Raw genomic sequence first — 24,973 nt, 5'->3', positions numbered from 1 at the left:
CCGTGACCGACCCCGCACGCACCGATGAGTACTTTCTCGGACTCGCCATCGAGCAGGCCCAGATCGGCTGGGAGGAAGGCGGCGTTCCGATCGGCGCGGCACTCGTCCACGACGGTGAAGTACTGGCGGTGGGACGGAACCGACGTGTCCAGATGGACAGCGCAATCCGTCATGGAGAGACCGACTGCATCGAGCGAGCGGGACGGTTGCCGGCGTCGGTGTACCGCAAGTCCGTTCTGTACACCACGTTGTCCCCGTGCTTCATGTGTGCGGGAACCGCCCTGCTGTACGAGATTCCGCGAATCGTCATCGGTGAGAACCGCTCGTTCGAGATGTCGGAAAGCTTGTTGCGGGAGCATGGGGTACAGCTCGACGTCGTGGACGACCCCGCCTGTCTGCAGCTCATGGAACGCATGTTGGAGGAGCGACCAGGCCTGTGGCTCGAAGACATCGGTGAGGAGGCATGAGCAACCGAGCCGACCGAGACTCCACCGCACAGACGTCCGACGAACCGGTCGACCTGGACTATCCCGTCACGCCGGTTCCCCGTAGTGCCCGTAAGCCGTTCTTCTCGTTGGCCATCGTGCTGTTGGGCTTCACGATCTTCACGCCGACGATGTTGGCCGGTGCCGCACTCGGCACGGCGTTCAGTTTCTGGACGTTGATCCTGGTGATCGCCGCCGGCTCGGCGATTCTGGGCGCATACGTGGCCATGATGGGATTTGCCGGTGCGCGTACGGGTTTGACGACCGTGCTCATGGCGCGGTACAGCTTCGGCACTCGCGGGTCGAAGCTCGCGTCGTTGCTTCTCGGTGGCACCCAGGTGGGCTGGTACGGCGTCATCATCGGCACCATCGGTGAGCTCACCTCGCAGGCGTTGGGCTGGGAGTCGTATGCAGCACGTGCCGCCGTCATGATCGGTGCGAGCATCCTGATGTGCATCACTGCGTGCTACGGATACCGCGGGATGTATTGGGTCTCGGTTGTGTCGACGCCGTTGATCATCGCCCTGGCGTGTTGGGTGGTCTCTAGATCTCTCGACGAGGTCGGTGGGTTCTCCGGTCTGACGTCGATCGCACCGACGACGACCATGACGGTCACGCTCGCCATCACGACGGTCGTCGGCACCTTCGTCTCCGCGGGGACACAGGCACCCAACTGGACTCGGTTCGCGCGATCCGGGTCGCAAGCAGCGTGGGCGTGCATCATCGGGTTTCTCGTCGGCAACGGAATGATGATTCTCTTCGGGGCGATCGGAGCGATCACCTTCGGTGAGGGCGACTTCGTTCTGGTTCTCTACAACCTGGGACTCGTCGGCTGGGGCCTGATTCTGCTCTTCGGTAACCTGTGGAAGAGCAACGCGGACACCGCATATGCCTTCGGTGTTGCCGGCGCAGAAATGTTTCGGCATCCCCGCAAGGCACCGTTCATCATCGGCGGCTGCGTCATCGGGACCCTGCTCGCGCTCGTCGGTGTGCACAACCATCTGGTCGACTACCTGAGCCTGCTCGGCACCTTCATTCCCCCGCTGGGCGGTGTTCTCATCGGTGACTTCCTGTGCCGCTGGCGTCAGGGCATCCCCGAAGGACACACTCCCCCGCTCGTGCATTGGCGACATCTCGCGGTCTACGCCTTCGCGGCATTCCTTGCTTGGCTGTCCGGGGAACTCGAATTCGGAATACCACCCCTGATCGGCATCGTGGTTGCCATCGCGCTGACGGTGGTTCTGCATCGACGCGGTTCTGCGTCAGCACATGGCGCCCTGGCCGCTTAGGGTTGTCGACACGACTGTTGATCCCGAATCCAGTGTTGGTCGAGAGGGGTGGCGGGAGCCGATGATCATCACCGGGCTGTTCTTCGCCGAGTACGCGCGAGTCAGCGAAGACATGCTCGACATTCTCGGCGGTGTCTGGGATACCTGCACGGTTCCTCGCGACACCCGCATGCTCGAATGCCGTCTGGTCGCGCTGTTGCAGACGGGACCCGACGACATCGGCAAGGACTTCCCCGCGACACTCGAGGTGCTCGATGCGAACGGCGAACACATCGTCAATCAACGAGGCTTGCAAATCCCCGGCGCCGGCTTCACCGGCGAGAATCGATTCTGGTTCCTGCCGATGCAGATGGTCTTCCGGGACGAAGGACGGCACAACTTCATCCTCAGCGCCGGCGGGGCCACAGCGAGTGTCGGGCTTCGCATCGCCTTCGGCTGACGTCAGTTGTTGATCGTCTCCCGCGCGGCACCGCGCTCCACCACTCGACGAGCAGTTCGGGCCACAGCCTCGTCGATCAGAAATCCCTTGCTGTCGACGGCCACTCCTGAGGTGGCACGTTCCAAGTCGGCCAACAGTTGCTCTGCCTCGAGAACTTCCGACTCCGACGGCACGAACACCGTTCGCACAGGCCCGAGTTGAGCCGGATGAATACACGCACGCCCGACAAAACCGAGACCGGCCAAAGTGCGGGTATCGGCCTCGAACGCTTCGGCATCGCGGAAATTCCGCGACACCGCAGCAGGCGGTGGATCGATCCCCGCCGCGACGCTGGCCGCCACCACCTGAGCACGCACGAACGACAATGACTCCGCCGAGCCGTCGACGCCGAGATCGGCGGCCAGGTCCACCTCACCGATCTGTAAAAACTTGACCCGAGGGGCACGGGCAATCTCGAGAGCGGCAAACACTCCGGCGGCCGTCTCGATCAGTGGCGAGACCACGACGCCGCTCGCACCGAGGAGTGCGTCGGCCTGCTCTATCTCCCGAGCAGACGACACCTTCGGCAACCAGATACCGGTCAGATTGGGGTGCAACACCGCGCGAATATCGCTCTCCTGCAACGCCCCAGGATTGACACGCACCCAGATCTGCACGTCACCCGGCTCGCAGGAGGCAACCCACGCGGCCACCGTCGCACGCGCATGGTCCTTGTTCGCCGCAGTGACGGCGTCCTCGAGATCCAACACCACCGCGTCGGTACCCGAATTCAGCGCCTTGTCGAACCGCTCCGGCACATCCCCCGGGACGTAGAGGTACGTCAGAGCGGTCCTCATCCGATGACGCCCGTGCCCGCTACGAGGGACTTGGCAATGACGGTGCGCATGATGTCGTTGGTGCCCTCACCGATAGCCATGAGAGGCGCATCGCGGTAGAGACGCTCGACGACGAACTCGGTGGAGTATCCGTAGCCACCGTGGATGCGCATCGCTTCGAGGCTGGCGGTGATGGCGGCCTCGGACGCGAAGTACTTCGCCATGCCCGCTTCCATGTCCACGCGCTTACCCGAATCCGCTTGCGACGCTGCCCAGTACGTCATCAAGCGTGCGGCCTGCAGCTGGGTCGCGATGTCGGCAATCTTGAGCTGGATGGCCTGGAACTCGGCGATGGGCTGACCGAATGCGGTGCGCTGCTTGGCGTATTCGAGGGCGGCGTCGTAGGCAGCCTGCGCGATACCGACGCTGCGGCCGGCGATGTTGAGGCGGCCGATCTCGAGACCCGACAGTGCCTGCTGCAGACCGCGACCCTCGACGCCACCGAGTACTGCGTCGACGGGAACGCGTACGTCGGTGAACGTGATCTCACACGATTCGGTTCCCTTGTAGCCGAGCTTGCCCATGTCGCGCTGGACCTCGAACCCGTCGGTCGTGGTGTCGATCAGTAGCAGCGACATGCCCTTGTGTGCAGGCGTCGTTGTGGTGTCGGTCTTGACCAGTACCGGAAGCACATTCGCGTGTCGGGCATTGGTGATCCAGGTCTTCGCACCGTTGACGACGTAGTGGTCGCCGTCGCGCTTGGCGGTGGTCTTGATGCCCTGCAGGTCGGTTCCGGCACCGGGCTCGGTCAGGCCGACTCCCGTACGCCATTCACCGGTCGCAAGCTTGGGCAGCAGTGTCTTCTTCTGCTCGTCGGTACCGTGCTTGCCGATCATCCAGCACGAGAGGTTGTGGCTGCCAAGAATTCCGGCGACACCCATCCATCCCCGGGCGAGCTCCTCGTACACCAAAGTGAACGAGACCTTGTCGAGGTCGAGGCCGCCGTACTCCTCCGGTGTCGTGATGCCGAACAGGCCCATGGCCTTCATGTGCTCGACGATCTCGGTGGGGTATCGGCCCGTCTTCTCCCACTCGTTAGCGACCGGGATGATTTCCTTGTCGACGAAGGTGCGCAATGCTTTGCGGAAGGCCGTCTGCTGCTCGTCGTACGTGAAGTCCATGATGAAGTCCTGTCGATTGAAGTGTCGTCGATCAAAGTGTCAAGGTGCCGGCGCGATGGCTGCGGCGAGGTCGAGGATGGCGATCAAGTCGGTTTCGTCGACCAACCCGAGGACGCGGTCGGCCAGCTCGTTGGCGCGAGAGTCGTTGCCGCAGTTGCCGAGAAACTTCTCCAGCAGACGATCGTCGCTCAGCGGGAAACCGGCAGATCCTTGGCTGCCGCCGACGGAGGCGTCGAGCACTCGGCCGTCGGTGAGCGTAAGAACCGCCCTGCCCGACGCGGCCGCTGCGGGAACATCGGACGGCAGGTTCGTCACCCGCACCTTGCGAGCGGTGACGAGAACGTCCTCGCGTGCGATGGATTCGTCGGTGTAGGTCGACACGGTGATGGCACCGTCGTGCAGCAGTGCCGCCACACTCCACGGCAGATCGAACTTGCCGTCGTAGGTACTGCGCGGGGACGCGACGCCGGTGTTGGGTCCGCAGACGAACGGACTCGAATCGGGATGAACGAACACCTCGATGTCGGCCACGTCTCCTGCGTGAACGGCGCTGTCCCCGAGCGCCTTCGTCACTGCGTCGAGCGTGACGTGCATCAGCTGGCAACTCGGATACGGCTTGATGCCGATCCGGGTGGCTTCCCACCGCGTGCCGAGCCCCTCGGTCAGCGCCGCGAAGTTCGTCGGCCGGTCGGTCAACGCGGCGTAGATCCCGCGTCGACCTTCGAGAACCGACGACGGGCCGGTCGCACCGGCGGCCGCGAGCCGAGCAGCGAGAACACCGTTCATACTCGCTGATCCCGGATGCAGTGCCTTGGTATCGGCGTCGGTATCGAGAAACTCCAGCAGTCCCGAACTCGACGATCCGGCGATCCCCAGGGCGTTGACCAACGTCTCGGTGTCGAACTTCGAGAGGTGTCCGGCGACGAGGGCGGCTGTCAACGGTCCCACCGCTGCCGTGGCATGCACACCCCGAGCATGGAATCCGTGCGGGCTGACTTCACCGAGGCGACAGGCGGTTTCGAGCCCGAGAGCTGCGGCGGTCAGCACATCTGCACCAGAGGCCGATACCTGCTGCCCGACGGCGAATGCCGCAGGAAGAGATACGGCCGTCGCGTGCACCAGTGCGCCCGCATGCGTGTCGTCGAAGTCCAGAGAGTGCAGCATCACCCCGGTCGCGAAGGCGGCTGCCGGCGCGGACAGGCCACGGGTGCCGGTGAGGGGCCGAGCCTCCGGTGGTCCGCCCAGAGCGTCGGCGACTGTCCACCCCGGTCGGCCGTAGCCCAGCCGTTGAGCCGCAACGGTATTACCGACGCCGTCGAGAAGGTGCCGTGCGGCAGCGTGCCGGACGTCCTCGGACAGATCGGCAACGGTGACACCCGATGCCCACTCCGCCAGGATTGTCGAGGTCACGCCCGCACCTCGTCCCTCGCGGTACCGAAGGCTCCCTCCGCCTTCAGTTTGGCGATGCGTGCGTCGTCGTAACCCAGTTGGTCGCGAACGATGTCGTCGAAGTGCTCGTTGCGCTGCGGCGCTCGGCGATACTGCTTGGCCTCGGCACCGAAGTTCACCGGTGAGGCGACCTGGCGCACTGTGTTGTACACCGGATGCTCGGTCTCGACCACGAGATTGCGTGCGAGCGTGTGCGGTTCGGTCAGTGCGTGCTCGACATCGTTGATCGGACCGGTAGGCACCCCGGCCGGACCGAGCTTCGAGAGCCAGTGCTCGACGGTGTTGGTAGCGAACACCTCTTCCAGGATCGGCAGCAGCGCGTCCTGGTTCTTCCCACGCAGCGAGAAGTTGGTGAACCGTGGATCGGCACCGAGATCCGGGCGGTCGATGGCGACGACGAGCCGGTCCCAGAACTTCTCCTTCGCGCAGCCGACGATGAGCCAGCCGTCCGTTGCCTCGAAGGCCTGGAACGGAACCAGGGACGGGTGAGCGGAGTTCTTCGTGCGGATCGGCTCGAAGCCGGCGTTGAGATGCCACGTCGCGGGATACGTCAGTAGCGACATCGCGGTGTCGTACAGCGAGACGTCGCAGTCACCGCCGATACCGTCGCGTCGGGCAGCGTGCAGTCCCGACAGCAGCGAGATCGCGGCGACGAATCCACCGGAGTAATCGACCAGCGACAGACCGGATTTGGTGGGCGGGCCGTCCGGGTCGCCGGTGACGCTCATCCAGCCGGCGAGGCCCTGCAGAATGTAGTCGTAGCCAGGCTCTTTCGCGCGGGGGCCGGTCATACCGAAGCCGGTGAGGCTGCAGCACACGATTGCGGGATTGAGGTGCTTGAGCTGGTCGTAGGTGATGCCGATCTTCTCCGGCACGTCACCGCGAAGGTTGGAGTAGACGGCGTCGCTGGTGCGGACGAGGTCCTCGAACACCGCTCGGCCACTCGGGGTCGAGAGGTCAAGGGAGAGTGAGCGTTTGTTGCGATTGAAGCTCTCGAAGAACAGCGAGTCCTCGCCCTCGTTGTAGGGCGGGACGTAGCGGCCGACGTCACCGCCGACGCTGGGGTCCTCGATCTTGATGACATCCGCGCCGAGGTCGGCGAGGTGCAAGCTACCGAACGGGCCTGCGCCGTACTGCTCGAGGGAGATGATGCGGACGTCTTCGAGTGGCCTCATGCGTCGGAATCTTTCGTAGTGGGGAGTTCGAGCGGGCCGTTCTGCGCTTCGGGGAAGTAGTTCTGCCCGATGCCACTGTCGCGGGTGGCGACCATGACCGAGCGCTTCCATGAAATGACCTCGACGCCATCCTGATTGAGGCCGCGGGTGATCATCGAGACGATGCCGGCGTAGGGTCGTGATTCTGATTTGCGCAGCCCGGTGCAGATGCTTTCGGCGTACAGGGTGTCGCCCGCGTAGACCGGGTGGGACATCTTGATGTCGGTGAAGGCGAGGTTCGAGATCGCGTTCTGGCTCATGTCGATGACCGAAAGTCCCAGTACCACAGAGACTGTGAAGCCGGAGTTGACGATGACCTTCCCATCGGTGATGGGGTTCTGCGATGCCAGGTGCGCGTTGAAGTGGTTCTGGTTGGTGTTGAGCGACAGCAGCGTGATCCACGTGTTGTCGGTCTCCGTGATCGTCCGCCCGAAGGGATGTTGGTAGACGTCCCCCACGGTGTAGTCGTCGAAGAAGCGCCCCAGAACGGCCGGATGGATTGCCACCGTGTCTCCTCGTGTCGGTTTGGCGAGTGCCTTACTTAGACCATAAACATCAGACGTTTACGTCGTCAAGGGTTCGAGGAAACTGGAAATCAGCGAACTTCACGGAGATCGACTCGGTAAAGAACAGATGTTTAGGTGTTGCGGAGTCGATCCATCTGCCGGTACGAGTCGCCGAGGTGGTCGAGATGCTTACGCATCAGATCCATGGCGGCCATCGAGTCACCGGCCTCCACCACGTCGAGCAGTCCCCGGTGGTCGCTGTCGACGCACTGCCAGAATCCCTCCGGTGCATGGTCGCGGCCGAATCGGCCGGACAGGACACGGAAGACGGGTGCCGTGATGAGCTCGAGCAGGGGGTTGTGGGCTGCGCGAAGCAAGACGAGGTGGAATTCCTGGTTCTTGGCGAAGGTTTCGGGCCCCTGCACTTCGTTGGGGTCGAAGATCGTCGCGTTGAGCTGCTCGAGATGCTCGTCGGTGCGGCGGAACGCAGCGATGCCTGCGGCCGGCACCTCCATCAGGTTGCGCACTTCCATCAGCTGGTCGACGGTGACGGTCTCGGCGGCGGCCATCAGGGCCACACCGGTTTCCAGATGCTCACTGATGTGTCCGACGCTGGGGACGGCGACGAAGCTTCCTCCGGTCACTCCCCTGGTCGTCTCGATCAGGTTCTGACTGGCCAGGGACCGGAGAGCTTCACGAATGGTGCTACGGCCGACGCCGAACTCGGCGGTGAGCTCGGCCTCGCCGGGCAGCCGCTCCCCCGGTTGCAGCTCACCGGACAGAATGCGGCTCCGAAGATGGCCGGCGAGAACCGCATACGCGGGGATGCTCTTGGTGGTGGCCTTGAGCGGAGCCGATTGGGCCACGTCTTCCCCCTGATGTCGATCGACTGCTTCTGCTGACCGGTGGGTACTGGTCGGCTCGAGCTTAGCCTGGCCGATGCTTCGAGATGCAGAGATCGCGACCACCGATACATCCGCTCTTTAGCGAGAAAACACGCACAACGAGGCAGACGAGACTGAATATTTGGACAAAGCCGACGCAATACATCAGAGGTATTGCTTTTCTGGCCGATCATCAGCACTATGACTCATGTCACCTCAGCGGTGACCCCACGACTTCGTAAACAGGCGGAGCACGCCTTCCCGCTCCACTCGGGCACCGACAGAACGGACGCAGCATGAAACGCATTGGAGTCGACGTCGGCGGCACGTTCACCGACCTCGTCCTGTGGGACGACGACGGCACGGTCGTCGTGCACAAGACCCCGTCCACCAACCACGACCCCTCGATCGGCACGATGGACGGAATCAAGGTCCTCGCCGAACGCGCAGGGATCGACCCGTCCGAAATCGACATGTTCTTCCATGGCACCACCGTGGCCACCAACATCGTGCTCGAGCACAACGGCTGCGACGTCGGCATGATCACCACCGAGGGTTTCCGCGACCTGCTGCACATCGCGCGCAAGAAGCGTCCTCTCAATTACTCGAACTACCAGGATCTTCCGTGGCAGAAGTGGCAGCTCGTGCCGCGACGCAACCGTCGGGTGGTCCCGGAGCGCATCGATGCCGCGGGAAATATTCTGACCCCACTCGACGAAGATGCGGTGCGCGAGCAGGTTCGCCTGCTGCGTGAGCGCGGCGTACAGGCCATCGCCGTCGCATTCCTGCACGCGTACCGCAACCCCACGCACGAGCAGCGCGTGCGAGCCATCATCGAGGAAGAGTTTCCCGGCGTCTTCATCTCACTCTCCAGCGAGGTGGCTCCGCAATACCGCGAGTACGAACGCTTTTCGACCGCAGCGCTCAACGCGTTCATCGGACCGAAGACCTCGAAGTACATCGAGAACCTGGCCGGTAAGGCCAAGGCGGCGCAGGTCGGCGAAGACGTACACCTCATGACCTCGGCCGGCGGGCTCGTCACCTCGCGCAGCGCCAGCGAAATACCGGTCTCACTCCTGACCAGCGGTGTGGTCGCCGGCCTGCTCGGTGGCTGCGCCATCGGCAAGGCATCCGGGTTCCCGAGTGTCATCACTCTCGATGTAGGCGGCACCTCCGCGGATGTCGGCGTGGCCCCGGACGGCGCGCTGCGGATGAAGCATCTGCTCGACACGCGGATCGGTGACTACCACGCGATGGTGCCGATGGCCGAGGTCGACACCATCGGTGCCGGAGGCGGTTCCATCGCTGTGGTCGACGACGGGGGCATGTTCCGCGTCGGTCCTCGCAGCGCGGGTGCTGTTCCCGGACCGGCGTGCTACGGACACGGCGGCACCGAACCGACCTCCACCGACGCCATGGTGATGATGGGATGGCTGCGCGAGAAGAGCTTCCTGTCCGGAACCATGGAGGTCAAGCCCGAGCTGGCACGCGAGGCGATTCAGACTCACATTGCCGACAAACTCGACACCCCACTCGACGATGCCGCGATGGGCATCTTCAAGATCCTCGCCCATTCCATGACCGAGGCGATCAGCCTGCACTCGGTGCGCAAAGGCTATGACCCGCGCGACTTCTCACTGATCGCCGAGGGTGGTGCCGGCCCGCTGTTCGCCTGGCAGATCGCCGACCAGCTCGGTATTCCGCGCGTGATCGTGCCCGGTCACCCCGGCATCACCTCCGCTGTCGGCCTGCTCACCACCGACATCCGCTACGAGGAGCCGACGACGGTGTGGACGTCGTCTGCGGACCCGAACATCGAACTGCTGCAGGAGCAGGTCGAGCGTCTGTCCGCACTGGCCGTCGCGCAGCTCGAGAAGGACGGCGTTGCAGCCGAGAATATTTCGCTCGAACGCAGCGTCGACTGCCGTTATGTCGGCCAGGGCTACGAATTGCGCGTCGCCGCGCCGGACGGCGACATCGACGACGTGTGGGTCAAGACCGTTGCCGAGGCATTCCACGAGGTGCACGGACGCACCTACTCTCAGCGGTTCGACGACAAGCCCGTGCAGCTGATCAACGTTCGCGTCACCGGCGTGGGTGCGGTCCCGCACGTGCAGATCGCCGACATCGCCGTGGGCTCCGCCGACTCCTCGGCCGCGATCAAAACGACCACCCAGGCACTGTTTTGGCAGGACGAGACGTCCGCGCCGCAGTGGGTGGACACCCCGGTCTACGAGCGGTCGCTCCTGTTGGCGAACAACGAGATCGACGGTCCTGCGATCGTCGAGCAGTTCGATTCCACCACTATCATCGGCATGAATCAGCACGCCACCGTCGACGCCGTCGGCCACATCATCATCGAGAGGAACCCCGCATGAGCAAGGCGCTGATGCCCACCACCGGAGTGTCACTGGCGGGCGAATCCACTCGAACCTGGAACGACGTCGAGGTCGATCCCATCACCCTGCGCGTCATCGGCGGAGCCCTGCAGTCGATGGCCAAAGAGATGGCCCAGGTGCTCTACCGCATGGCGTACTCGTCGCTCATCCGCGAGTCCGAGGACCTCGGCGCGGGCATCTTCGACATCAACGGACGCGAACTGTGTGAATCGGATTCGACTCCGATGCACTGTGGTTCGATCCCCGCCTACATCAAGGGTGTCAACCGTCGCCTCGCCGGAACGTACAAGCCCGGAGACGTGGTGCTGCACAATCATCCGTACCACGGCGCGGCTCATTCCCCCGATTACGGCGTGATCATTCCGATCTTCTGGCAGGGCGAGCACATCGGCTTCGCCGGGTGTACCGGTCACGTGTCCGACGTCGGCGGCAACTTCCCCGGACTGTGCATGGACGTCGTCGACGTGTGGGCCGAGGGCAAGCTGATGGACTCGATGAAGATCTACGAGGCCGGGGTCCGCAACGACTACCTGATTCAGCACATCCTCGACAACGTCCGTACCCCGGAGCAGAACCGCGGCGACCTCGAAGCACTGATCGCGTGCTCGCGGATCGGCGAGAAACGATTCACCGAGCTCCTCGAGAAGTACGGCCTCGACACCGTGATGAGCGCGGGCGAACGCTGGATGGACTACTCCGAGTCCATGCTGCGCAAGAAGATCCGAGAGATTCCGGACGGCAGCTACACCGCACCCATCGGCTACCTCGACGACGACGGCAAGAACCGCGGCGAACCGCTGAAGGTGGCCGTCCGAGTGCAGGTCGAGGGCGAGGACATTCTCATCGACCTCACGGGCTCGAACAGCCAGGTGCCCACCGCGTTCAACGTCCCGTTCGAGGGTTCGGTTCTGCCGGTGGCCGTCTCGGCCATTCGTACGATTCTGCTCGACGAGGACCTGACCGAGGAATTCGTTCCCCAGAACGACGGGTGCTTCCGACCCGTCAAGGCCTATGCCCCCGAGGGCACGATCTTCAACCCGGACTTCCCCGCGTCGTGCTTCGCGCGGTTCTCGCAGGTGAACCGGGTGTTCGACTCGATCAACCTGGCGCTGGCCCCGGTTCTTCCCGATCACGCGATCGCAGGATCGTCCGCCGCTCTGTGCGCCATCGCCTATTCCGGTATCGCGCCGGACGGTGAATCCTATTGGGTCTACATCGAAATCAACGAGGGCTCCTACGGTGGCCGCAACGGCAAAGACGGCATGGACGCCGTCGACGCCCTGATGGCCAACACGCGCAACAACCCGATCGAAGAACTCGAGCTCAACCACGCCATGCGCGCGTTGCGGTACGAGCTGCGCGACGAGGCTCCCGCACCGGGGAAGTGGCGCGGCGGCATCGGCAGTGTGCGCAAGTGGTTGATGGAGACCGATACGTTCCTCGGTTCCGAGGCCGACAACCGGTCGGATCCGCCGGCCGGAGCCCTCGGTGGCCACAACGGTGTGTCCGGCTCGTTCACCAAGAACGCCGGGACCGATCGCGAGGAAGTGTTGTACTCCAAAGTCACTCAGGAGACGATTCGTTCCGGTGAGACGCTCGAGATCAAACTGCCCTCGGGCGGTGGCTTCGGAAACCCGTTCGAGCGTGATCCCTTCCAGGTGCTCAGCGACGTCTGGGACGAGTACCTCACCGAGGACGATGCTCGACGCGACTACGGTGTGGTCGTGAACACCGATTCGTGGACGGTCGATGAGGACGCGACGGCCGAGCTGCGCGCCCGGAGCGCAGCCTGATCGAGGACGGGACCTTCGGCGGTGTCGTCCGGTGGATCGACGACCGGAACGACACCCCGGGGCCCCTGTCCGGCCTGCGCATCGGCGTCAAGGACAACATCGACGTGGCCGGCGTCGAGACGACCTGCGCGTCGGAATTCTTCGAGCACAACATCGCCGACGCTGATGCCGAGGTAGTGACCCGCCTGCGGTGCGCAGGCGGGTCGGTGGTCGCGAAACTGAACATGGCCGAGTTCGCCGTCGGCGTCACCTCCCAGAACTCGGCCGCCGGACCGTCGTACAACCCGTGGAATCGCACTCGGGTGCCCGGCGGATCGAGTGGCGGCTCAGGGATTGCCGTCGCCGCCGGATCGGTCGACGCGTCCCTGGGCACCGACACCGGCGGGTCGGTGCGCCTCCCCGCCGCGGCGTGCGGAATCACCGGTCTACGCCCGAGTTGGGGTTCGATCAGCAACGACGGTGTGTTCCCGGTGAGCGAGCAATTCGACACCGTCGGCCCGATGGCGCGGTCGGTCGCCGAGGTGAAAGCACTCTTCGACGTCATGTCCGCCAGTCCATCCGAGCCCTCGAAGGTGACGCGCATCGGTGTGCCCACCGTGTTCCTCACCGCAGACGTGGACCCCGGCGTCGCGCAGACCGTCGCAGCCGCGGTGCGCACGTTCGCCGAACTGGGGTACGAGATCGTCCCCATCGAACTGGGGCATGCCGCCGATGCCCAGGACATCGTCTACACCATCGTCTACAGCGACCTCGCTCGTCGCCATCGCCACCGGCTCGACACCGAGCCTTCTCGTTTCCAGCCGGCGACCTACGAGCGAATAGCGTTGGGCCTGAGCATCTCCGAGTTCGACCGTGCCCGTGCACTCGCCGGCCGCGATCTGTTCCGTCGGGCCATGACCGGCACGTTCGAGATGGTCGACGTGGTGCTGACCCCGGCCATGCCCGTCGATGTTCCCCCGAGGGACGGGGGCGACGACGTTGTTGCCCTCTCGCGCCGGATGGGACAATTCACGTACCCGTGGTCGTTGCACGACGGCCCAACGCTGGCTCTGCCGGTCGGGTTCCACCCGTCCTCGGGCATGCCGGTGGGTGCGCAGCTCACCGCTGCGGCGCACCGTGAGGGCGCGCTGTTCGGCGTGGGCGAGCGCTATCAGTCGGTAACGGACTGGCATCGAGCCACGCCACCACATACATCTGATCTTTAACTCGTGCCGTGTGGTAAATCAATGGGCTTTGTCCGGATTTACCTCACCTTGACGCCTAAAACATCTTATGTTTAAGTGGTTAGTAGCTGTTACGTACGTCTCACTACGGGTGGGCCTGCGACAGCCGACACTCCCACTTCGGCACCGTCACGCCGATCAGCAAGCGAGGACGCAGATGCATTTACGCCGAATCACCTCGATCATGACAGCAGTGGCGCTATCCGGCGCGCTGGTGGCGTGCGGATCGGATCCCGGCCCCGACGCGGACCCCGCCAATCCGGTCACGATCGATGTCACCGTCTCGGCAGCGGCCGAAATCTACAGCATCCCTTGGCTTGTCGCGCAGAAGCAGGGACTGTTCGAGAAGCACGGTGTGATCGTGGAGAACATCGTGCCGGGTAAGGGCGGCAGCGCGACCATGCGCACGCTGCTCGACGGCAACATTCCCATCGGTGAAGTCAGCTACCCGTCGATCGTGCAGGCTGACGCGGCCGGCTCCGAACTGCGCATCGTCGGCGGTGGCACTCAGGGGCCGTACCCGATGAACTTCTACGCGCTCGCCTCGAACCCCGACATCAACTCCATCGAGGACGTCCGCCGCTGGGCGTACACCCGACCCAACTCGGCCTCCGACGCCCTCACCCGCCTCATTCCCTCACTCGCGGGCGTCGACGCCGGCCAGATCGAGCGGGTTGCCTCCGGCGGAATCGGCGAAGGGTTTGCACTGCTCGAAGCCGGCAACGTCGATATCGCCCTCGTCCCCTCGATCGTCGCCGAACAGCGACCCGAGGACTTCAAACTGATCGTCAGTAGTCCCGACTACATGTCGCGGTTCCTGCAGTCGACGATCACCACGACCAAGGACTACGCCGCGAGCAACCCGGGCGTCGTACGCGCCATCAACGCCGGCTACACCGAGGCGGTCGCATCCATCAAGGCCGATCCTGTTGCGGCTGCCGAGATCTACGCGGCGTACACGGGATTCGACGTCGAGTCGGCCACCGCGGTGGTCGAACGCGCGTCCTCGGTCGGCACGTGGGGCGGCGGCTTCGACACCGCGTCCGTCGAATCCGCCCAGGACGGCGTGGAAGCGTCGGGGAGCGATCGTGTACCCAATTTCTGCACTCTGTTCGACCCGGAGTTCCTCGCCGAAGGACTCGAGAACGATGTTCCCGGCGACTGCGACTCCTGACAGCATTTTCCCACCACCAGAAGGTATCGACGTGACTCACGCAGCGACTCGACCCCGCCCCGACACCACCTCTGCCATCGCCGTCGCCTCGTCGGTCTCGCGGCGCTTCGGTGATGTGACCGCCCTCCACGAGATCGACTTGTCCATCGGCCGAGGCGAATTCGTCTCCGTCGTCGGACCCAGTGGCTGCGGTAAGTCCACTCTCCTCGAAGTGTTCGCCGGCCTACAGGACCACGACGGCGGCACCGTGTATGTCGACGGCCAACCACTGACCGGCCCTCGGTCCAAGACAGCAGTGATCTTCCAGGAATCGGCGACGCTGCCCTGGCGGACCGTCCGCGACAACGTCGCGTTCGCTCTCGAAGTCCGGGGTGTCGGGAAGAAAGAACGTCGGTCCCGCGCCGACGAGCTGCTGAACACTGTGGGGCTGAGCAAGTTCGGCAACCACTACCCCACCCAGTTGTCCGGCGGTATGCGCCAGCGTGTGGCCATCGCGCGCTGCCTGTCCATGGAGCCCGACCTGATTCTCGCGGACGAGCCGTTCGGTGCACTCGACGAGCAGACGCGACTGGTCATGTCGTACGAGCTACTCAAGATCGTCGAAAAGCTCACGTGCGGAGTCCTGTTCATCACCCACAGCATCCAGGAAGCGGTACTGCTGTCCGATCGAGTGCTGGTGATGAGTGCGCGGCCCGGTCGATTCATCGACGAGGTGGACATCGATCTCCCGCGTCCACGGTCCGAGGACGTACTGGCCAGTCCCGAGGCTGTCTCTCTGCACGAACGTATCTGGTCGCGGCTACGGGACGAGGCCAAGAAGACGATGAGCATCGAACCATGAGTGCCCCCACGCGCGAGAGCACGCGCGCCTCCGTGGTCCCCGGATACATCCGGCCGGCCCCCTCCAGACAACTCGGCCTCCCCGCATGGGGATGGACCGTGCTCATCCTCGTCGCGGCACTGGTGGCCATCGACATCTCGGCACGGTTCTTCGCCTCACCCCTGGACATCGTCCCGGTGACCGACATGATCTCGACGTCACTGAGCTTGCTGACCGACCCTGACTTCCTGATCGACGAGTTGGGCCGGACACTGGGGATCATCGTTCTCGCGTTCGTGCTCAGTTCCGTACTCGGTGTTGCCGCCGCGTACGTTCTGTGGCGGTACGAGTTGTGGGACAGAGCGTTTCAGCCGTACCTCAACGTGTACTATGCCGTCCCGACGTTCGCGCTCTACCCGATCATGGTGGTACTGTTCGGTGCCGGTGTGGCTCCGATCGCCATTCTGTCCACCATTTTTGCGTTCGGCGTGGTCGCATTGAACGCACGCACCGGTTTCAACTCGGTGTCGCCGATCGTCACCAAGCTCGGCACAACGCTGATGCTCACACGGTGGCAGTACTTCCGGTCGGTGCTACTTCCGTACGCGTTGCCGAGCATCGTGACCGGGCTCAAGCTCGGGCTCTCGTATGCCGTCATCTCGGTGCTGGCCAGTGAGTTCATCCTATCGACGCAGGGTCTGGGGCACTTCATCTCCATTGCCTACGACGGGTTCGACATCGCCGACATGTACGCCGGGATCCTCGTCGTGGCGCTGATCGCTCTGCTCTCGACCTCGCTGATCTCTCTCGCGCTCAACCGATTCGATTGGAGGCGCCGCTGATGAGCAGCACCTTGGACAGAGTTGCCACCACCCCAACAATTCCCCCGAAGGTCACCTCGTCCGCAGGCCGCACCAACGCCCGACGGTTCCTGCCACCCGTGGTCGTTGCCGTACTCGCGGTGTTGATCTGGTGGGTCGCGGCGGTTCTGGTCGACAGTCTCATCTTCCCGACGCCGGCAGAGGCCATGGCCTCGCTAGTCGAGGACCTGGGCAAGGCAGACTTCCGCGCCAACGTCGGCGACTCCCTGCGCATTCTCGTGCTCGCGTTCCTGGCGAGCACCGTCGTGGGTTCGCTGCTTGGCCTGACGCTGGGCCTGAGCCCGTTCTGGACTCGAACCATCGCCCCGATCGTCTACTCGATCAACAGTATTCCGAAGATCGTGCTGTACCCGATCTTCCTGTCGTTCCTCGGCATCGGCGCATTGAGCCGGTTCGGGTTCTCTTTCTACGCCGCCTTCATCCCGATGTTCCTCGTCGCGGTCGAGGCCACAGCATCGGTCCAACGAATCCACCTCAAGATGGCCGCATCGTTGCAGGTGAGCTGGCCCAGGTTGATCCGTCAGATCGTCATCCCCGCGGTGCTGCCGGCATTGGCGACGGGTATGCGCATGACCTTCGGCTTGGCGTTTCTGGGACTGCTTCTGGCCGAGATGTTCTCGTCGTCCAGCGGCATCGGATACGAACTACTTCGCAACGTCAGCCTGGTACGCATGGAAAACATCATGGGCACCGTTGTACTGATCCTGGCGATGGCGCTACCACCAACGATTGCCCTGCAGTGGTTAGAAAACCGCATCACATCGAAGTACGGCGGTCGTTAATTCCCGGGATATATGACTACCCCGTGGGGGTTGGGCCGCAAAATTTCTTGCGCGTCATCTTGCGCAGCTGGGTGGTCGGCATCTAGGTGCATCCGCTGTTCCGACGCCACCGGCTAAGTGGCCAGAGACCGCCGCTGAAACTTCGTCTGTCAGCTTCAGTTCCGGTTTGAAACCCTAATTGGTCGGTGCACGCAAGGACGTCGTCGACGAACCGTGCTTGATCGCTAATGCACATCTGCCCACGCGACCCTCATTGGACTCCAATACGACGAAGTTCGCGATCGCGCCTGGGACGAAATTAATGGCAGCATATTTCCTGCCGGAGACCGAGCATTGTACGTCGGGATTGCTGCTCGGATCGATTTCGAACGAAACTCCGACAAACTCAAGCTCATGCAGTTCGCTACACGGAACAATCGGTTGACCCGCCTCGCGTGCGCACTCCCGCAGAACATCAGCCACGACACCCGCAGATGCCGCTTCGATGTCGCGCTCCGACCCACCTGCCCCCTGTGAAGTCAAGTTCGGACGGACAGTGCACGTGCCACCCTCGCCTTCGACGTCGAGAAGCAAGGAATCAAGCTGCGGATCCAGCCCCCATGCAGCGATAACACCATCTAACGAGCAGTTTGCGGCGGTTGTGTTTGTCGGCTGACCGAAATCCTCGGCGGTCGTTGAGCCACCGGGTGAATCAATTACTGTGCCGTAAGGCTGACCTTCAGAACCGCCTGCCGTCTGCCAGAAAGCAATTGCGATTGCAGTCGGAATCGCAACTATTGCCGCCACTTCAGCCGCTCTCGTCAACCACCGTAGCCGGGAACTGCTGCTAGGCCCATCCGTCACTCGGAATCCCTCAGGCGGTCTCAACCGAGGTGAGCAGAGCAGTGGTATCCGAACAACTCCCGACACCATCTACTCGATCCACCAAGACCTTGACTACACTCACGCCGTCCAGCTGTGTCGACAGCACAGCTTGCTGGTCAAAACCAATCTTCTTCACGTCGACGGAACGATTGTCTGCCAAGAGACTGAATTGAAGACTTACCGAAGAATTTTCGCTGTCTTGACTCTGCGCCACCGCCACATTCAGTACGCCGGTCTGCAGAGAGAACCGAAACTCCAACTCGCGCGTGGAGTAACACCCGACATCCGTCGCAATCGCTTGCACGGGGCCGGCGACCTTCGGCACATCGAAACTGCCCTCACGCCAGCTGGTTGTCTTTTGCGCGTCTGCCAGAGTGAGTGACTGTTTGCCGCTACGGATCACAGGTACGCCAGTCGTCGTTGCGGGTGCAGCAGTGGACTGCGAAATCGTGGCCTGGGGCGGCGTACTCGTTGATTGAGCTCGCTGCGAAACGGAGGTGGTCGTCGCAGCGTCTGCACTGGCAGCGGACGAGTTGGGTTGACTGCCCTCATCGCCGCATCCCGCCGCCAAGCCGGCTACCAAAACCACCGTTGCCAAATAAACCACCCGCATGCGGCCCCCCGTGCATCCCCTCCGCGCTTGTCGCGGACTCAGAGAGCATACATCGGTTCCGAGATTCGGCGAGTCCGACGGTTCGTGAAGTGAGCGAGATTAGCCTTGCTATCAGTCCATACAGTTTCAAGCTATCAAATGAATTCTTGGTTGCGATCCGGCACTGAAGCACATCGCCTAGCTGACCCCACGACCACACGCCTACCAAATCAACAGATCATCGATCTTCGCTATGTCATCACCGATGCCAAAGGCCGGAACACCAGAGCCTCCCCGCCTGCCGGCAGACAACAGCGGTTTCGATGCTTCTACATCGCGACTCTGGCTGATATGAGCCGAGTTTCGATCATATGAGAGTGCCTGCAACGCTGCTAGTGTCGGCAACTACTCGCGCCAACGGTGTCTTGGCTCAGCTTCTTCGCTTCGCCGTCCGCTCCAGACTGGTGGTAGATTATAGCCCTCGACAAAAGGCCTGTCACCGAACCGGTTCGACCATATACCACAATTTCCGATCAGTTTAATAAATGGCGATTATGAGTGTTTCGTTTTTGGCAGATAAACAAATCAAGCGATCCTAATAAAAGAATACGTCAAGTGCATCTATCGCATCGTAACGCACCTCATACCGACCACGCCAAATCGAATTTCCAAATTAATGCAGGATCGCCACCAAAAAGTTTGATTTTCTTCGTTTCGCTAACGCGACCAATCAGCACCAAAAGGACCGCTCAATGGCAGCGGAAAATCACCGAATCCCACTCGCATGTCAAACGATCTACCTTCCGAAACGCCTGAGCATATTGACCAAATTTATCCGCACAAAGTCACTTGAGCGAGGCTAGTATCGAACGTAGTCGAAAAACTTCGATAAATCAGAGAGGAAATACGCGAGCGTCGAGAGGCTTTACGAACGGCAGTTGCAAACTGTTCATAACACGTAATATCAAGAATGTCGCCAACACATTGACCGCAATCAGCTCTTCGTGTTCGGCACCAGCTCATGAGGACCAAAGAATCCAATGTGAACTTTCTGCGTCAGCTGTGACCAGACAAAGTATATTCTAGGGATATCATTTCCGCCGCGCTTCTGGACTTTCAGGTGCGCTAGCATCTCCGTTTCTCCGCTTTCGACAGCGGCAGTATCGATCGGAAACATCCTCGCCCGCATAAACTTGCTATTCCCTTTGACGGCACCAGTTTCACCTTTTGCTATATCACCGGGCTTCCAGCCGGTCGATGCGCCAAACTTTTCGGCCCAGTCAGAAAAATCCATTCGCGCTTGAGGATTTTCGGCCATATAACTTCCATAAGTGTGCAACGCTCGGAACCCCGACCACGCGCGCGCCGGCCATTGTCCTTTATCCATTTGCTTGGCACCCCGGAGCGCTTCCGGATGAATGACCAATCGGTCACTTAAGAATCGATTCGCCCGGTCCACCGATTCGCCGCAGGTCTGCGGTGGCACTTCGGCGAAACCGCCCCTTCCGTCGTCGTCGAAAACGTCGTAGACGTCTGCCCGGATAAGTAACTTGAGAGCATGATCTAGCAGACTCTGAAGCTGATCCGCTGTCGAAGACCTCATCAAGAGGAGTTCTCGTTCCTGACGCGCTGAAATAACCTCATCACGAGCCGCTTCAAGATCGCGCTGAAGTTTCGCCACATCAACCGCGCCTGATCGGTCGGTGTCAAGTTGCGCTTTAGCAGTCGCGAAACTCTCCGGAGGACGCCGAAGTGCTGATTGAGGACCAACGATTCGTCCCACTTGAGATGCTGCCGCGTCGACGCTACGCATGTATCTGTCGGCAGTGACATATCTGTGGCGTTTTGCCGTTTCCGCCACCGCTGGATCTACGTCGCGCGCATAGATGCGAAATGCGCCGTTGTAAACTCCGAACTCCCGCCCCCACCGATCGGTCAGTTCATTTGCGACGCGCTCATTCGCGACAATAATGAGCGCCATCCCCGCTGTCCGCCGCGCGGCGCGCTCTACTATTTCTTGATACGCGAAGTCACCGCCGTATTGCTTGAACCGATTATCGTTCCGCGCGAACACCACCACTGGTGCGGTGCGCTCGAAAGAGGTGACCATCTCGTCGAGGTCATCTACTTGATCGATGGAGTCGAAGTACAGTGGTTTATCAGAGATCGGAGTCTCACCGATCCGAGGGTTGACCGCTTTGCGAAGAAGTAGCGAGCTGATCATTGGCGCTATGACATCGATAGAATGCAGGTGGGAGATGTCATCACCCACTACCGAGTTGTCAACCCAACACCAACCCTGACCTCCTGCATCGACCCACGATCGAACCACAGTGTGCCAACGTTCGCGCCGTCCGGTATGCAATACGTAGGAAGCTCGCAAGACCCCACTGCCCGTATCGGCGTACTCTACATTTACATCGATATCACTGTGCGCCCCGCGGGTCCCGATTCCCTCCGCCCTGTACTCGCCGGGATCCATAGCTTCGATGAGACCGCCTGAACGATCAAGCACCCACTCAGCGAACTCGGCGCGTACGTCCTCAACCAGATGGGGGCGGTCATCACGCCATATTGATCGGTAGAGAAGGGTCACCGCGCCTCCGCACATCCACGATTTGACTCACTTATGGTCAGCCGAACCATACAGCACGGAAACAGTTCGGATTGGCTCTTTCCGTAAGCTCACCATGCTGCCCTCAGACAGCGCGCCGCACCGCCTGAGGGTGCAATGGTTGACTCGCCTAGTCGGTATTCTCAGCGTCTGTCCGACGGCAGGTTACGTCAGTCCACTTTGAGGGATTGCGCAGAACCGACGTCAGGGACACATGCGCGCTGCTGTCGCGGACGTCGCCGGCGCGGAAGCGCCCGGATAAATTACACAGAGTGTGCGGCTGATGTCTAACCACCGCCCATCAGGGGACTGAGCGGAATCCTAGGCCAGGACGTTCCACCACAGCCGGAGATCCAATTCTGGCAAACACCAACACAACCCGACTCACGGTCTCCCCAGTCGCCCGACCGAGCAGATCCGCGTACACCGACAACTGGGTCCAATAGGCCTCCAGCGTCTTTGTCGTAACCCCCACATCGGTCTTGTAGTCCACGATCACCAGCGACCCGTCGTCTTCGCGATACACCAGGTCCGCGATTCCCTCGACGACGATGGTCTCGTTCGGAGACATTCCCGCGAGCTGCATTTCCTGCCAATACTCTCGCGCGGCAGCGCGCTGCACAGGCTCGGAGCTGAACACCGACTTCGCCATAAGCACGAACCGATCGAGATCGACCAAACCGGCCAAGGCGCCTGCGTTCCTGGCCTTCTCGTCGAACTCAGAATACAGTCCCGAATCGAGTGGCACCGCTTCCAGCAGCGCGTGTAGCGCGATACCCAGCGTCTTGCCGCTCTCGACAGACCCGACCAGTGGCGCAACCACCTCGATAGAGCTCGCAGGGAAGACAAGGTCTGCCGACCGGTACTCCTCCAACACTGCTTCGTGTACAGGCAGAACCGGATGCGCAATCTGCGTCGCGGACACCGTCGACGGCAGCGCAGATGTCTCGGTCACTCGCGCAGTCTCGGCTTGCCATTCGTCCCAGCTCTGCAAAGCAACCGAACTCGACTGACCCCTGTCCTCGATCCGCACTGGCTCGATCAGATCGGGAACCACATTGGGAACGCCCGCGGTTCCCGCAGCCAGAGTCTTGCCCCAACTCCCCTTCGCACCGACATAGCCCGAAACAGCAAGAAAGCTCTCCGCCCGCGTACACGCCACATACAGGAGACGAACTCGTTCGGCTTCGGTGTGCGCCTTCTCAATAGCGGACACGCTCGTGTAATCGACGGATTGCACTGCAGCGCAGACATTCAGATGCATCGTCCCGTCATCGCCCCACACCACCGGATCGGACGTTGTCCGGAATCCTCCGCTCATTCCCGCAACGATGACCATCGGAAACTGCAGTCCCTTGGCGGCGTGCATGGTCATGATCCGCACAGCATTGACCCCGACCTCAGGCAACACCGCTTCGGTGACGCGCGCGTTCTCGTCCTGCTGGGTTTGTGCCCAGGCAAGGTAGTCCCGCAGATCGCCGCCGTCCTCGCCATACCACGCGTGCGCCTGATCGATGACGAACCGCAGTCGACGCCGCACGTCCCGATGCCGTGGTGAATCCATCGACACCTCGAACACCCGACGGTCGGCAGCCAAACGACTCAGCAAAGCACCGGGGCTTAACAACCCCAGCTCGAACCAGACCGACTTCAGATACGCACGTCCCGCCGCGACCGGCGAATCTTCCAGACCCGCGGGTGCGTCAGAGAAAAAGTCCCACCGTCCTCCCACTGCCTTCCACCGCAGCAAATCATCGTCCCCGCTACCGAACAGCGGCGTCCGCAGTGCAGCAACAACCGCAGCTTCGTTCGCAGTATCTGCCAGGGCGCGGCAGGTCACGAGCAGATCATGGACCTCCTGCGTCGAATAGACCAACGATGATGCCTCGGAGCGGAACTCAACACCGGCGTCATCGAGAGAGCGCTCGAGAAAGGGCAGAACAGCGCGCGACGGGATGAGGATGCAGATATCGCTGAGGTTCACTGGTCGATGTGTGTATTCGCCGAACCCACCGGCCTCCTTCTGCCACCCCTGGTCGAGTGCGGTGGCGATGATGCGCGCGACATCCCGTGATTCCCGAGCCCGCAGCACTTCCGAGGCAGTCAACAAGTGCTCGTCGTCGACGGCGTCACCGGAGTCGTCGAAGACGAATGGTGTCGGACCCCAATCTGTTCCGACAGACCATTCCGGTCGACCCGGTGCTGGATCGAGCGGCGTGTAGTCGGGCTGAACATAGCCGTTGGGGACGACCAGGGATCGGAACACCGAGTTCACCCAACTCAGAACAGGTTTCGTGGAGCGAAAGTTCGTGGTGAGTCGAACCACGTCAGCGGTATCCGTGGCATCACGCGCCGCCATGTAGGACGCGATGTCTGCGCGACGGAACCTGTAGATCGACTGCTTCGGATCCCCCACCGTGAACAGTCGGCCCGACTCGTCAGGTCCGTCGACGATCAACCGGGCAATCTCCAATTGCAGAGGGTCGGTGTCCTGGAACTCGTCCAGCATGATCCGCTGATAGGAGCTGTGGACGATCCGACGAACGTCGTCATCACGCAACACGTTTCGGGCGTAGACGAGCAGATCGTGGAACTCAAGCTCGCCCCGTCGACGACGCTCGGCGGCCTCGTCGACAATCACCCGGGAATGATGATGCACGACGATCGCCAGAGCTGACGCGACATACCGAGTCCTCTCGGCAGTGGCCGCAGCGTTCAAGTCGTCGATCGAGTTCTTGATCTGCTTGACCTGCGAAGCGCCGCCGACCCAGTTGGATCCCTTGCCGCCGCTGCCTTTCGACGGGCATTCCGCCGCGAGTGCGATCCAGGCTGTGGAGGACCGGGCGTCTGCCATAGCGACTCGCCACTCTGCGATCGAGGACAACCGCATAGCCAGCTTGTCGGACTGGTCGGAGCAGTCAACTCCAGAATCGACCACCTCATCGGCAGCACGCAGGAGAGCATCGATATTCGCGGCGGCCATCGAAGGGGCAACGTCGGCGACGACCAATCTGTCCCAGCTTCGATCGAGAGCGTCAGCGAGAATACGTACCTGATCGAGTGACGCTCCTGCGCCCAGGATGATGCGCAGTGCGTCGGTGAGGCCGCTGGGCGCGGCGTGTTCATCGGCGAAGAGCGCAGCCCGCATTCTCCGCCAGCGGCGTTCGAACGAGAGCTGCGACCCCATGGCATCCACGACGGCCACACGCGGCGGTACCCCTGCCTCCAGCGGATGTTCGCTCACGATGCGTGCGGCAAACGAATGCAGCGTCCCGATCGCCGCTGTATCGATCTGCTCCATCGCCTTCTCGGCAGCATCACCGGAGAAGGACGCGAGATGTGTGCGGACTCGTTCGCGAAGTTCGGCCGCAGCCTTCTCGGTGAACGTGATGGCTGCGATGCGGTCGAGTTCTATCCCATCGAAGAGTACGAGGTGACAGATGCGCTCGACGAGTGAGTGCGTCTTGCCGCTTCCTGCGCCGGCTTCGACGAACAGCGTTGCATAGGTGTCGGTTGCGATGCGTGTTCGATCGACGCGGTCGACCAACAGGGTGTCTTGGTTTGCCATG

General features: G+C 62.2%; 20 protein-coding genes. 10 read left to right on the top strand and 10 right to left on the bottom strand.

Going from position 1 to position 24,973, the window contains the following annotated elements:
• The first annotated feature begins 2 nt into the window (after positions 1–2).
• From ASH04_RS24860 to ASH04_RS24850, 3 genes are all read left to right on the top strand, one after another.
• Positions 3–467: a nucleoside deaminase gene (locus ASH04_RS24860; protein ID WP_156394662.1), complete on the top strand. Its 465-nt coding sequence runs from the start codon at positions 3–5 to the stop codon at positions 465–467.
• Entirely contained in the window at positions 464–1,774 is a 1,311-nt protein-coding gene (gene codB / locus ASH04_RS24855) for a cytosine permease (RefSeq protein WP_057474842.1), read from the top strand. Before ASH04_RS24860 ends, codB begins: the two co-directional genes overlap by 4 nt.
• 61 nt (positions 1,775–1,835) lie before the next feature.
• Positions 1,836–2,213: a DUF6941 family protein gene (locus ASH04_RS24850; RefSeq protein ID WP_032384867.1), complete on the top strand. Its 378-nt coding sequence runs from the start codon at positions 1,836–1,838 to the stop codon at positions 2,211–2,213.
• A 2-nt stretch (positions 2,214–2,215) separates the two neighbouring features.
• On the opposite strand, the gene ASH04_RS24845 is transcribed toward ASH04_RS24850, so the two are convergent.
• The 6 genes from ASH04_RS24845 to ASH04_RS24820 form a co-directional block, all read right to left on the bottom strand.
• Positions 2,216–3,049 (bottom strand): HpcH/HpaI aldolase/citrate lyase family protein, encoded by an 834-nt coding sequence (locus ASH04_RS24845; protein WP_057474841.1) that lies wholly within the window; start codon positions 3,047–3,049, stop codon positions 2,216–2,218.
• A complete protein-coding gene (locus tag ASH04_RS24840) occupies positions 3,046–4,209 on the bottom strand; it encodes an acyl-CoA dehydrogenase family protein (RefSeq protein WP_032384865.1) in 1,164 nt (387 codons plus the stop codon). The genes ASH04_RS24845 and ASH04_RS24840 overlap by 4 nt, the downstream gene beginning before the upstream one ends.
• A gap of 39 nt (positions 4,210–4,248) precedes the next feature.
• Positions 4,249–5,619, bottom strand: a complete 1,371-nt coding sequence (locus tag ASH04_RS24835) for an MmgE/PrpD family protein (protein WP_057474840.1) — start codon at positions 5,617–5,619, stop codon at positions 4,249–4,251.
• Positions 5,616–6,833: a CaiB/BaiF CoA transferase family protein gene (locus ASH04_RS24830; RefSeq protein WP_057474839.1), complete on the bottom strand. Its 1,218-nt coding sequence runs from the start codon at positions 6,831–6,833 to the stop codon at positions 5,616–5,618. The genes ASH04_RS24835 and ASH04_RS24830 overlap by 4 nt, the downstream gene beginning before the upstream one ends.
• Entirely contained in the window at positions 6,830–7,378 is a 549-nt protein-coding gene (locus ASH04_RS24825) for a MaoC family dehydratase (RefSeq protein ID WP_057474838.1), read from the bottom strand. The genes ASH04_RS24830 and ASH04_RS24825 overlap by 4 nt, the downstream gene beginning before the upstream one ends.
• Positions 7,379–7,509: 131 nt before the next feature.
• Complete coding sequence (locus ASH04_RS24820) at positions 7,510–8,244, bottom strand: FadR/GntR family transcriptional regulator (protein WP_057474837.1); 735 nt, start codon at positions 8,242–8,244, stop codon at positions 7,510–7,512.
• 314 nt (positions 8,245–8,558) lie between these two features.
• Here ASH04_RS24820 and ASH04_RS24815 point away from each other — a divergent pair, with 314 nt between their 5' ends.
• From ASH04_RS24815 to ASH04_RS24785, 7 genes are all read left to right on the top strand, one after another.
• Complete coding sequence (locus tag ASH04_RS24815; RefSeq protein WP_057474836.1) at positions 8,559–10,640, top strand: hydantoinase/oxoprolinase family protein; 2,082 nt, start codon at positions 8,559–8,561, stop codon at positions 10,638–10,640.
• Positions 10,637–12,454 carry a hydantoinase B/oxoprolinase family protein gene (locus ASH04_RS24810; protein WP_082519417.1) on the top strand — a complete coding sequence of 606 codons (1,818 nt, stop codon included), beginning with the start codon at positions 10,637–10,639 and terminating at the stop codon, positions 12,452–12,454. The genes ASH04_RS24815 and ASH04_RS24810 overlap by 4 nt, the downstream gene beginning before the upstream one ends.
• Complete coding sequence (locus ASH04_RS24805; RefSeq protein ID WP_327213009.1) at positions 12,451–13,659, top strand: amidase; 1,209 nt, start codon at positions 12,451–12,453, stop codon at positions 13,657–13,659. The genes ASH04_RS24810 and ASH04_RS24805 overlap by 4 nt, the downstream gene beginning before the upstream one ends.
• Before the next feature lie 175 nt (positions 13,660–13,834).
• Positions 13,835–14,851 (top strand): ABC transporter substrate-binding protein, encoded by a 1,017-nt coding sequence (locus ASH04_RS24800; protein ID WP_057474834.1) that lies wholly within the window; start codon positions 13,835–13,837, stop codon positions 14,849–14,851.
• Between the two features lie 76 nt (positions 14,852–14,927).
• Positions 14,928–15,692, top strand: coding sequence for an ABC transporter ATP-binding protein (locus ASH04_RS24795; protein ID WP_057474911.1), 765 nt, complete (start codon positions 14,928–14,930; stop codon positions 15,690–15,692).
• Positions 15,689–16,513: an ABC transporter permease gene (locus ASH04_RS24790; protein WP_057474833.1), complete on the top strand. Its 825-nt coding sequence runs from the start codon at positions 15,689–15,691 to the stop codon at positions 16,511–16,513. Before ASH04_RS24795 ends, ASH04_RS24790 begins: the two co-directional genes overlap by 4 nt.
• Positions 16,513–17,334: an ABC transporter permease gene (locus ASH04_RS24785; RefSeq protein WP_057474832.1), complete on the top strand. Its 822-nt coding sequence runs from the start codon at positions 16,513–16,515 to the stop codon at positions 17,332–17,334. Before ASH04_RS24790 ends, ASH04_RS24785 begins: the two co-directional genes overlap by 1 nt.
• A gap of 174 nt (positions 17,335–17,508) precedes the next feature.
• Here ASH04_RS24785 and ASH04_RS26735 read toward each other — a convergent pair whose 3' ends face one another.
• The 4 genes from ASH04_RS26735 to ASH04_RS24765 form a co-directional block, all read right to left on the bottom strand.
• The gene (locus tag ASH04_RS26735; RefSeq protein WP_156394660.1) at positions 17,509–18,120 is read right to left on the bottom strand and encodes a hypothetical protein; all 612 of its coding nucleotides are present in this window, start codon (positions 18,118–18,120) and stop codon (positions 17,509–17,511) included.
• A 67-nt stretch (positions 18,121–18,187) separates the two neighbouring features.
• Entirely contained in the window at positions 18,188–18,811 is a 624-nt protein-coding gene (locus ASH04_RS24775; protein WP_156394659.1) for a hypothetical protein, read from the bottom strand.
• Positions 18,812–19,784: 973 nt separating this feature from the next.
• The gene (locus ASH04_RS24770; protein WP_156394658.1) at positions 19,785–21,386 is read right to left on the bottom strand and encodes a hypothetical protein; all 1,602 of its coding nucleotides are present in this window, start codon (positions 21,384–21,386) and stop codon (positions 19,785–19,787) included.
• Between the two features lie 319 nt (positions 21,387–21,705).
• Positions 21,706–24,972, bottom strand: a complete 3,267-nt coding sequence (locus ASH04_RS24765) for a UvrD-helicase domain-containing protein (RefSeq protein ID WP_057474828.1) — start codon at positions 24,970–24,972, stop codon at positions 21,706–21,708.
• Position 24,973 lies beyond the last annotated feature (1 nt).

Source organism: Rhodococcus sp. Leaf233, from assembly GCF_001426165.1.
Taxonomy (GTDB): Bacteria; Actinomycetota; Actinomycetes; order Mycobacteriales; family Mycobacteriaceae; genus Rhodococcoides; species Rhodococcoides fascians.
This window is presented reverse-complemented; position numbering and strand designations above follow the sequence as displayed.

Bases quoted from the DNA above. Each gene is read 5' to 3' on its own strand.
- ASH04_RS24840 (WP_032384865.1), bottom strand. From the start codon at position 4,209: ATGGACTTCACGTACGACGAGCAGCAGACGGCCTTCCGCAAAGCATTG.
- ASH04_RS24775 (WP_156394659.1), bottom strand. From the start codon at position 18,811: ATGCGGGTGGTTTATTTGGCAACGGTGGTTTTGGTAGCCGGCTTGGCG.
- ASH04_RS24815 (WP_057474836.1), top strand. From the start codon at position 8,559: ATGAAACGCATTGGAGTCGACGTCGGCGGCACGTTCACCGACCTCGTC.
- ASH04_RS24765 (WP_057474828.1), bottom strand. From the start codon at position 24,972: ATGGCAAACCAAGACACCCTGTTGGTCGACCGCGTCGATCGAACACGC.
- ASH04_RS24785 (WP_057474832.1), top strand. From the start codon at position 16,513: ATGAGCAGCACCTTGGACAGAGTTGCCACCACCCCAACAATTCCCCCG.
- ASH04_RS24800 (WP_057474834.1), top strand. From the start codon at position 13,835: ATGCATTTACGCCGAATCACCTCGATCATGACAGCAGTGGCGCTATCC.
- codB (WP_057474842.1), top strand. From the start codon at position 464: ATGAGCAACCGAGCCGACCGAGACTCCACCGCACAGACGTCCGACGAA.
- ASH04_RS24830 (WP_057474839.1), bottom strand. From the start codon at position 6,833: ATGAGGCCACTCGAAGACGTCCGCATCATCTCCCTCGAGCAGTACGGC.
- ASH04_RS24810 (WP_082519417.1), top strand. From the start codon at position 10,637: ATGAGCAAGGCGCTGATGCCCACCACCGGAGTGTCACTGGCGGGCGAA.
- ASH04_RS24845 (WP_057474841.1), bottom strand. From the start codon at position 3,049: ATGAGGACCGCTCTGACGTACCTCTACGTCCCGGGGGATGTGCCGGAG.
- ASH04_RS24790 (WP_057474833.1), top strand. From the start codon at position 15,689: ATGAGTGCCCCCACGCGCGAGAGCACGCGCGCCTCCGTGGTCCCCGGA.
- ASH04_RS24850 (WP_032384867.1), top strand. From the start codon at position 1,836: ATGATCATCACCGGGCTGTTCTTCGCCGAGTACGCGCGAGTCAGCGAA.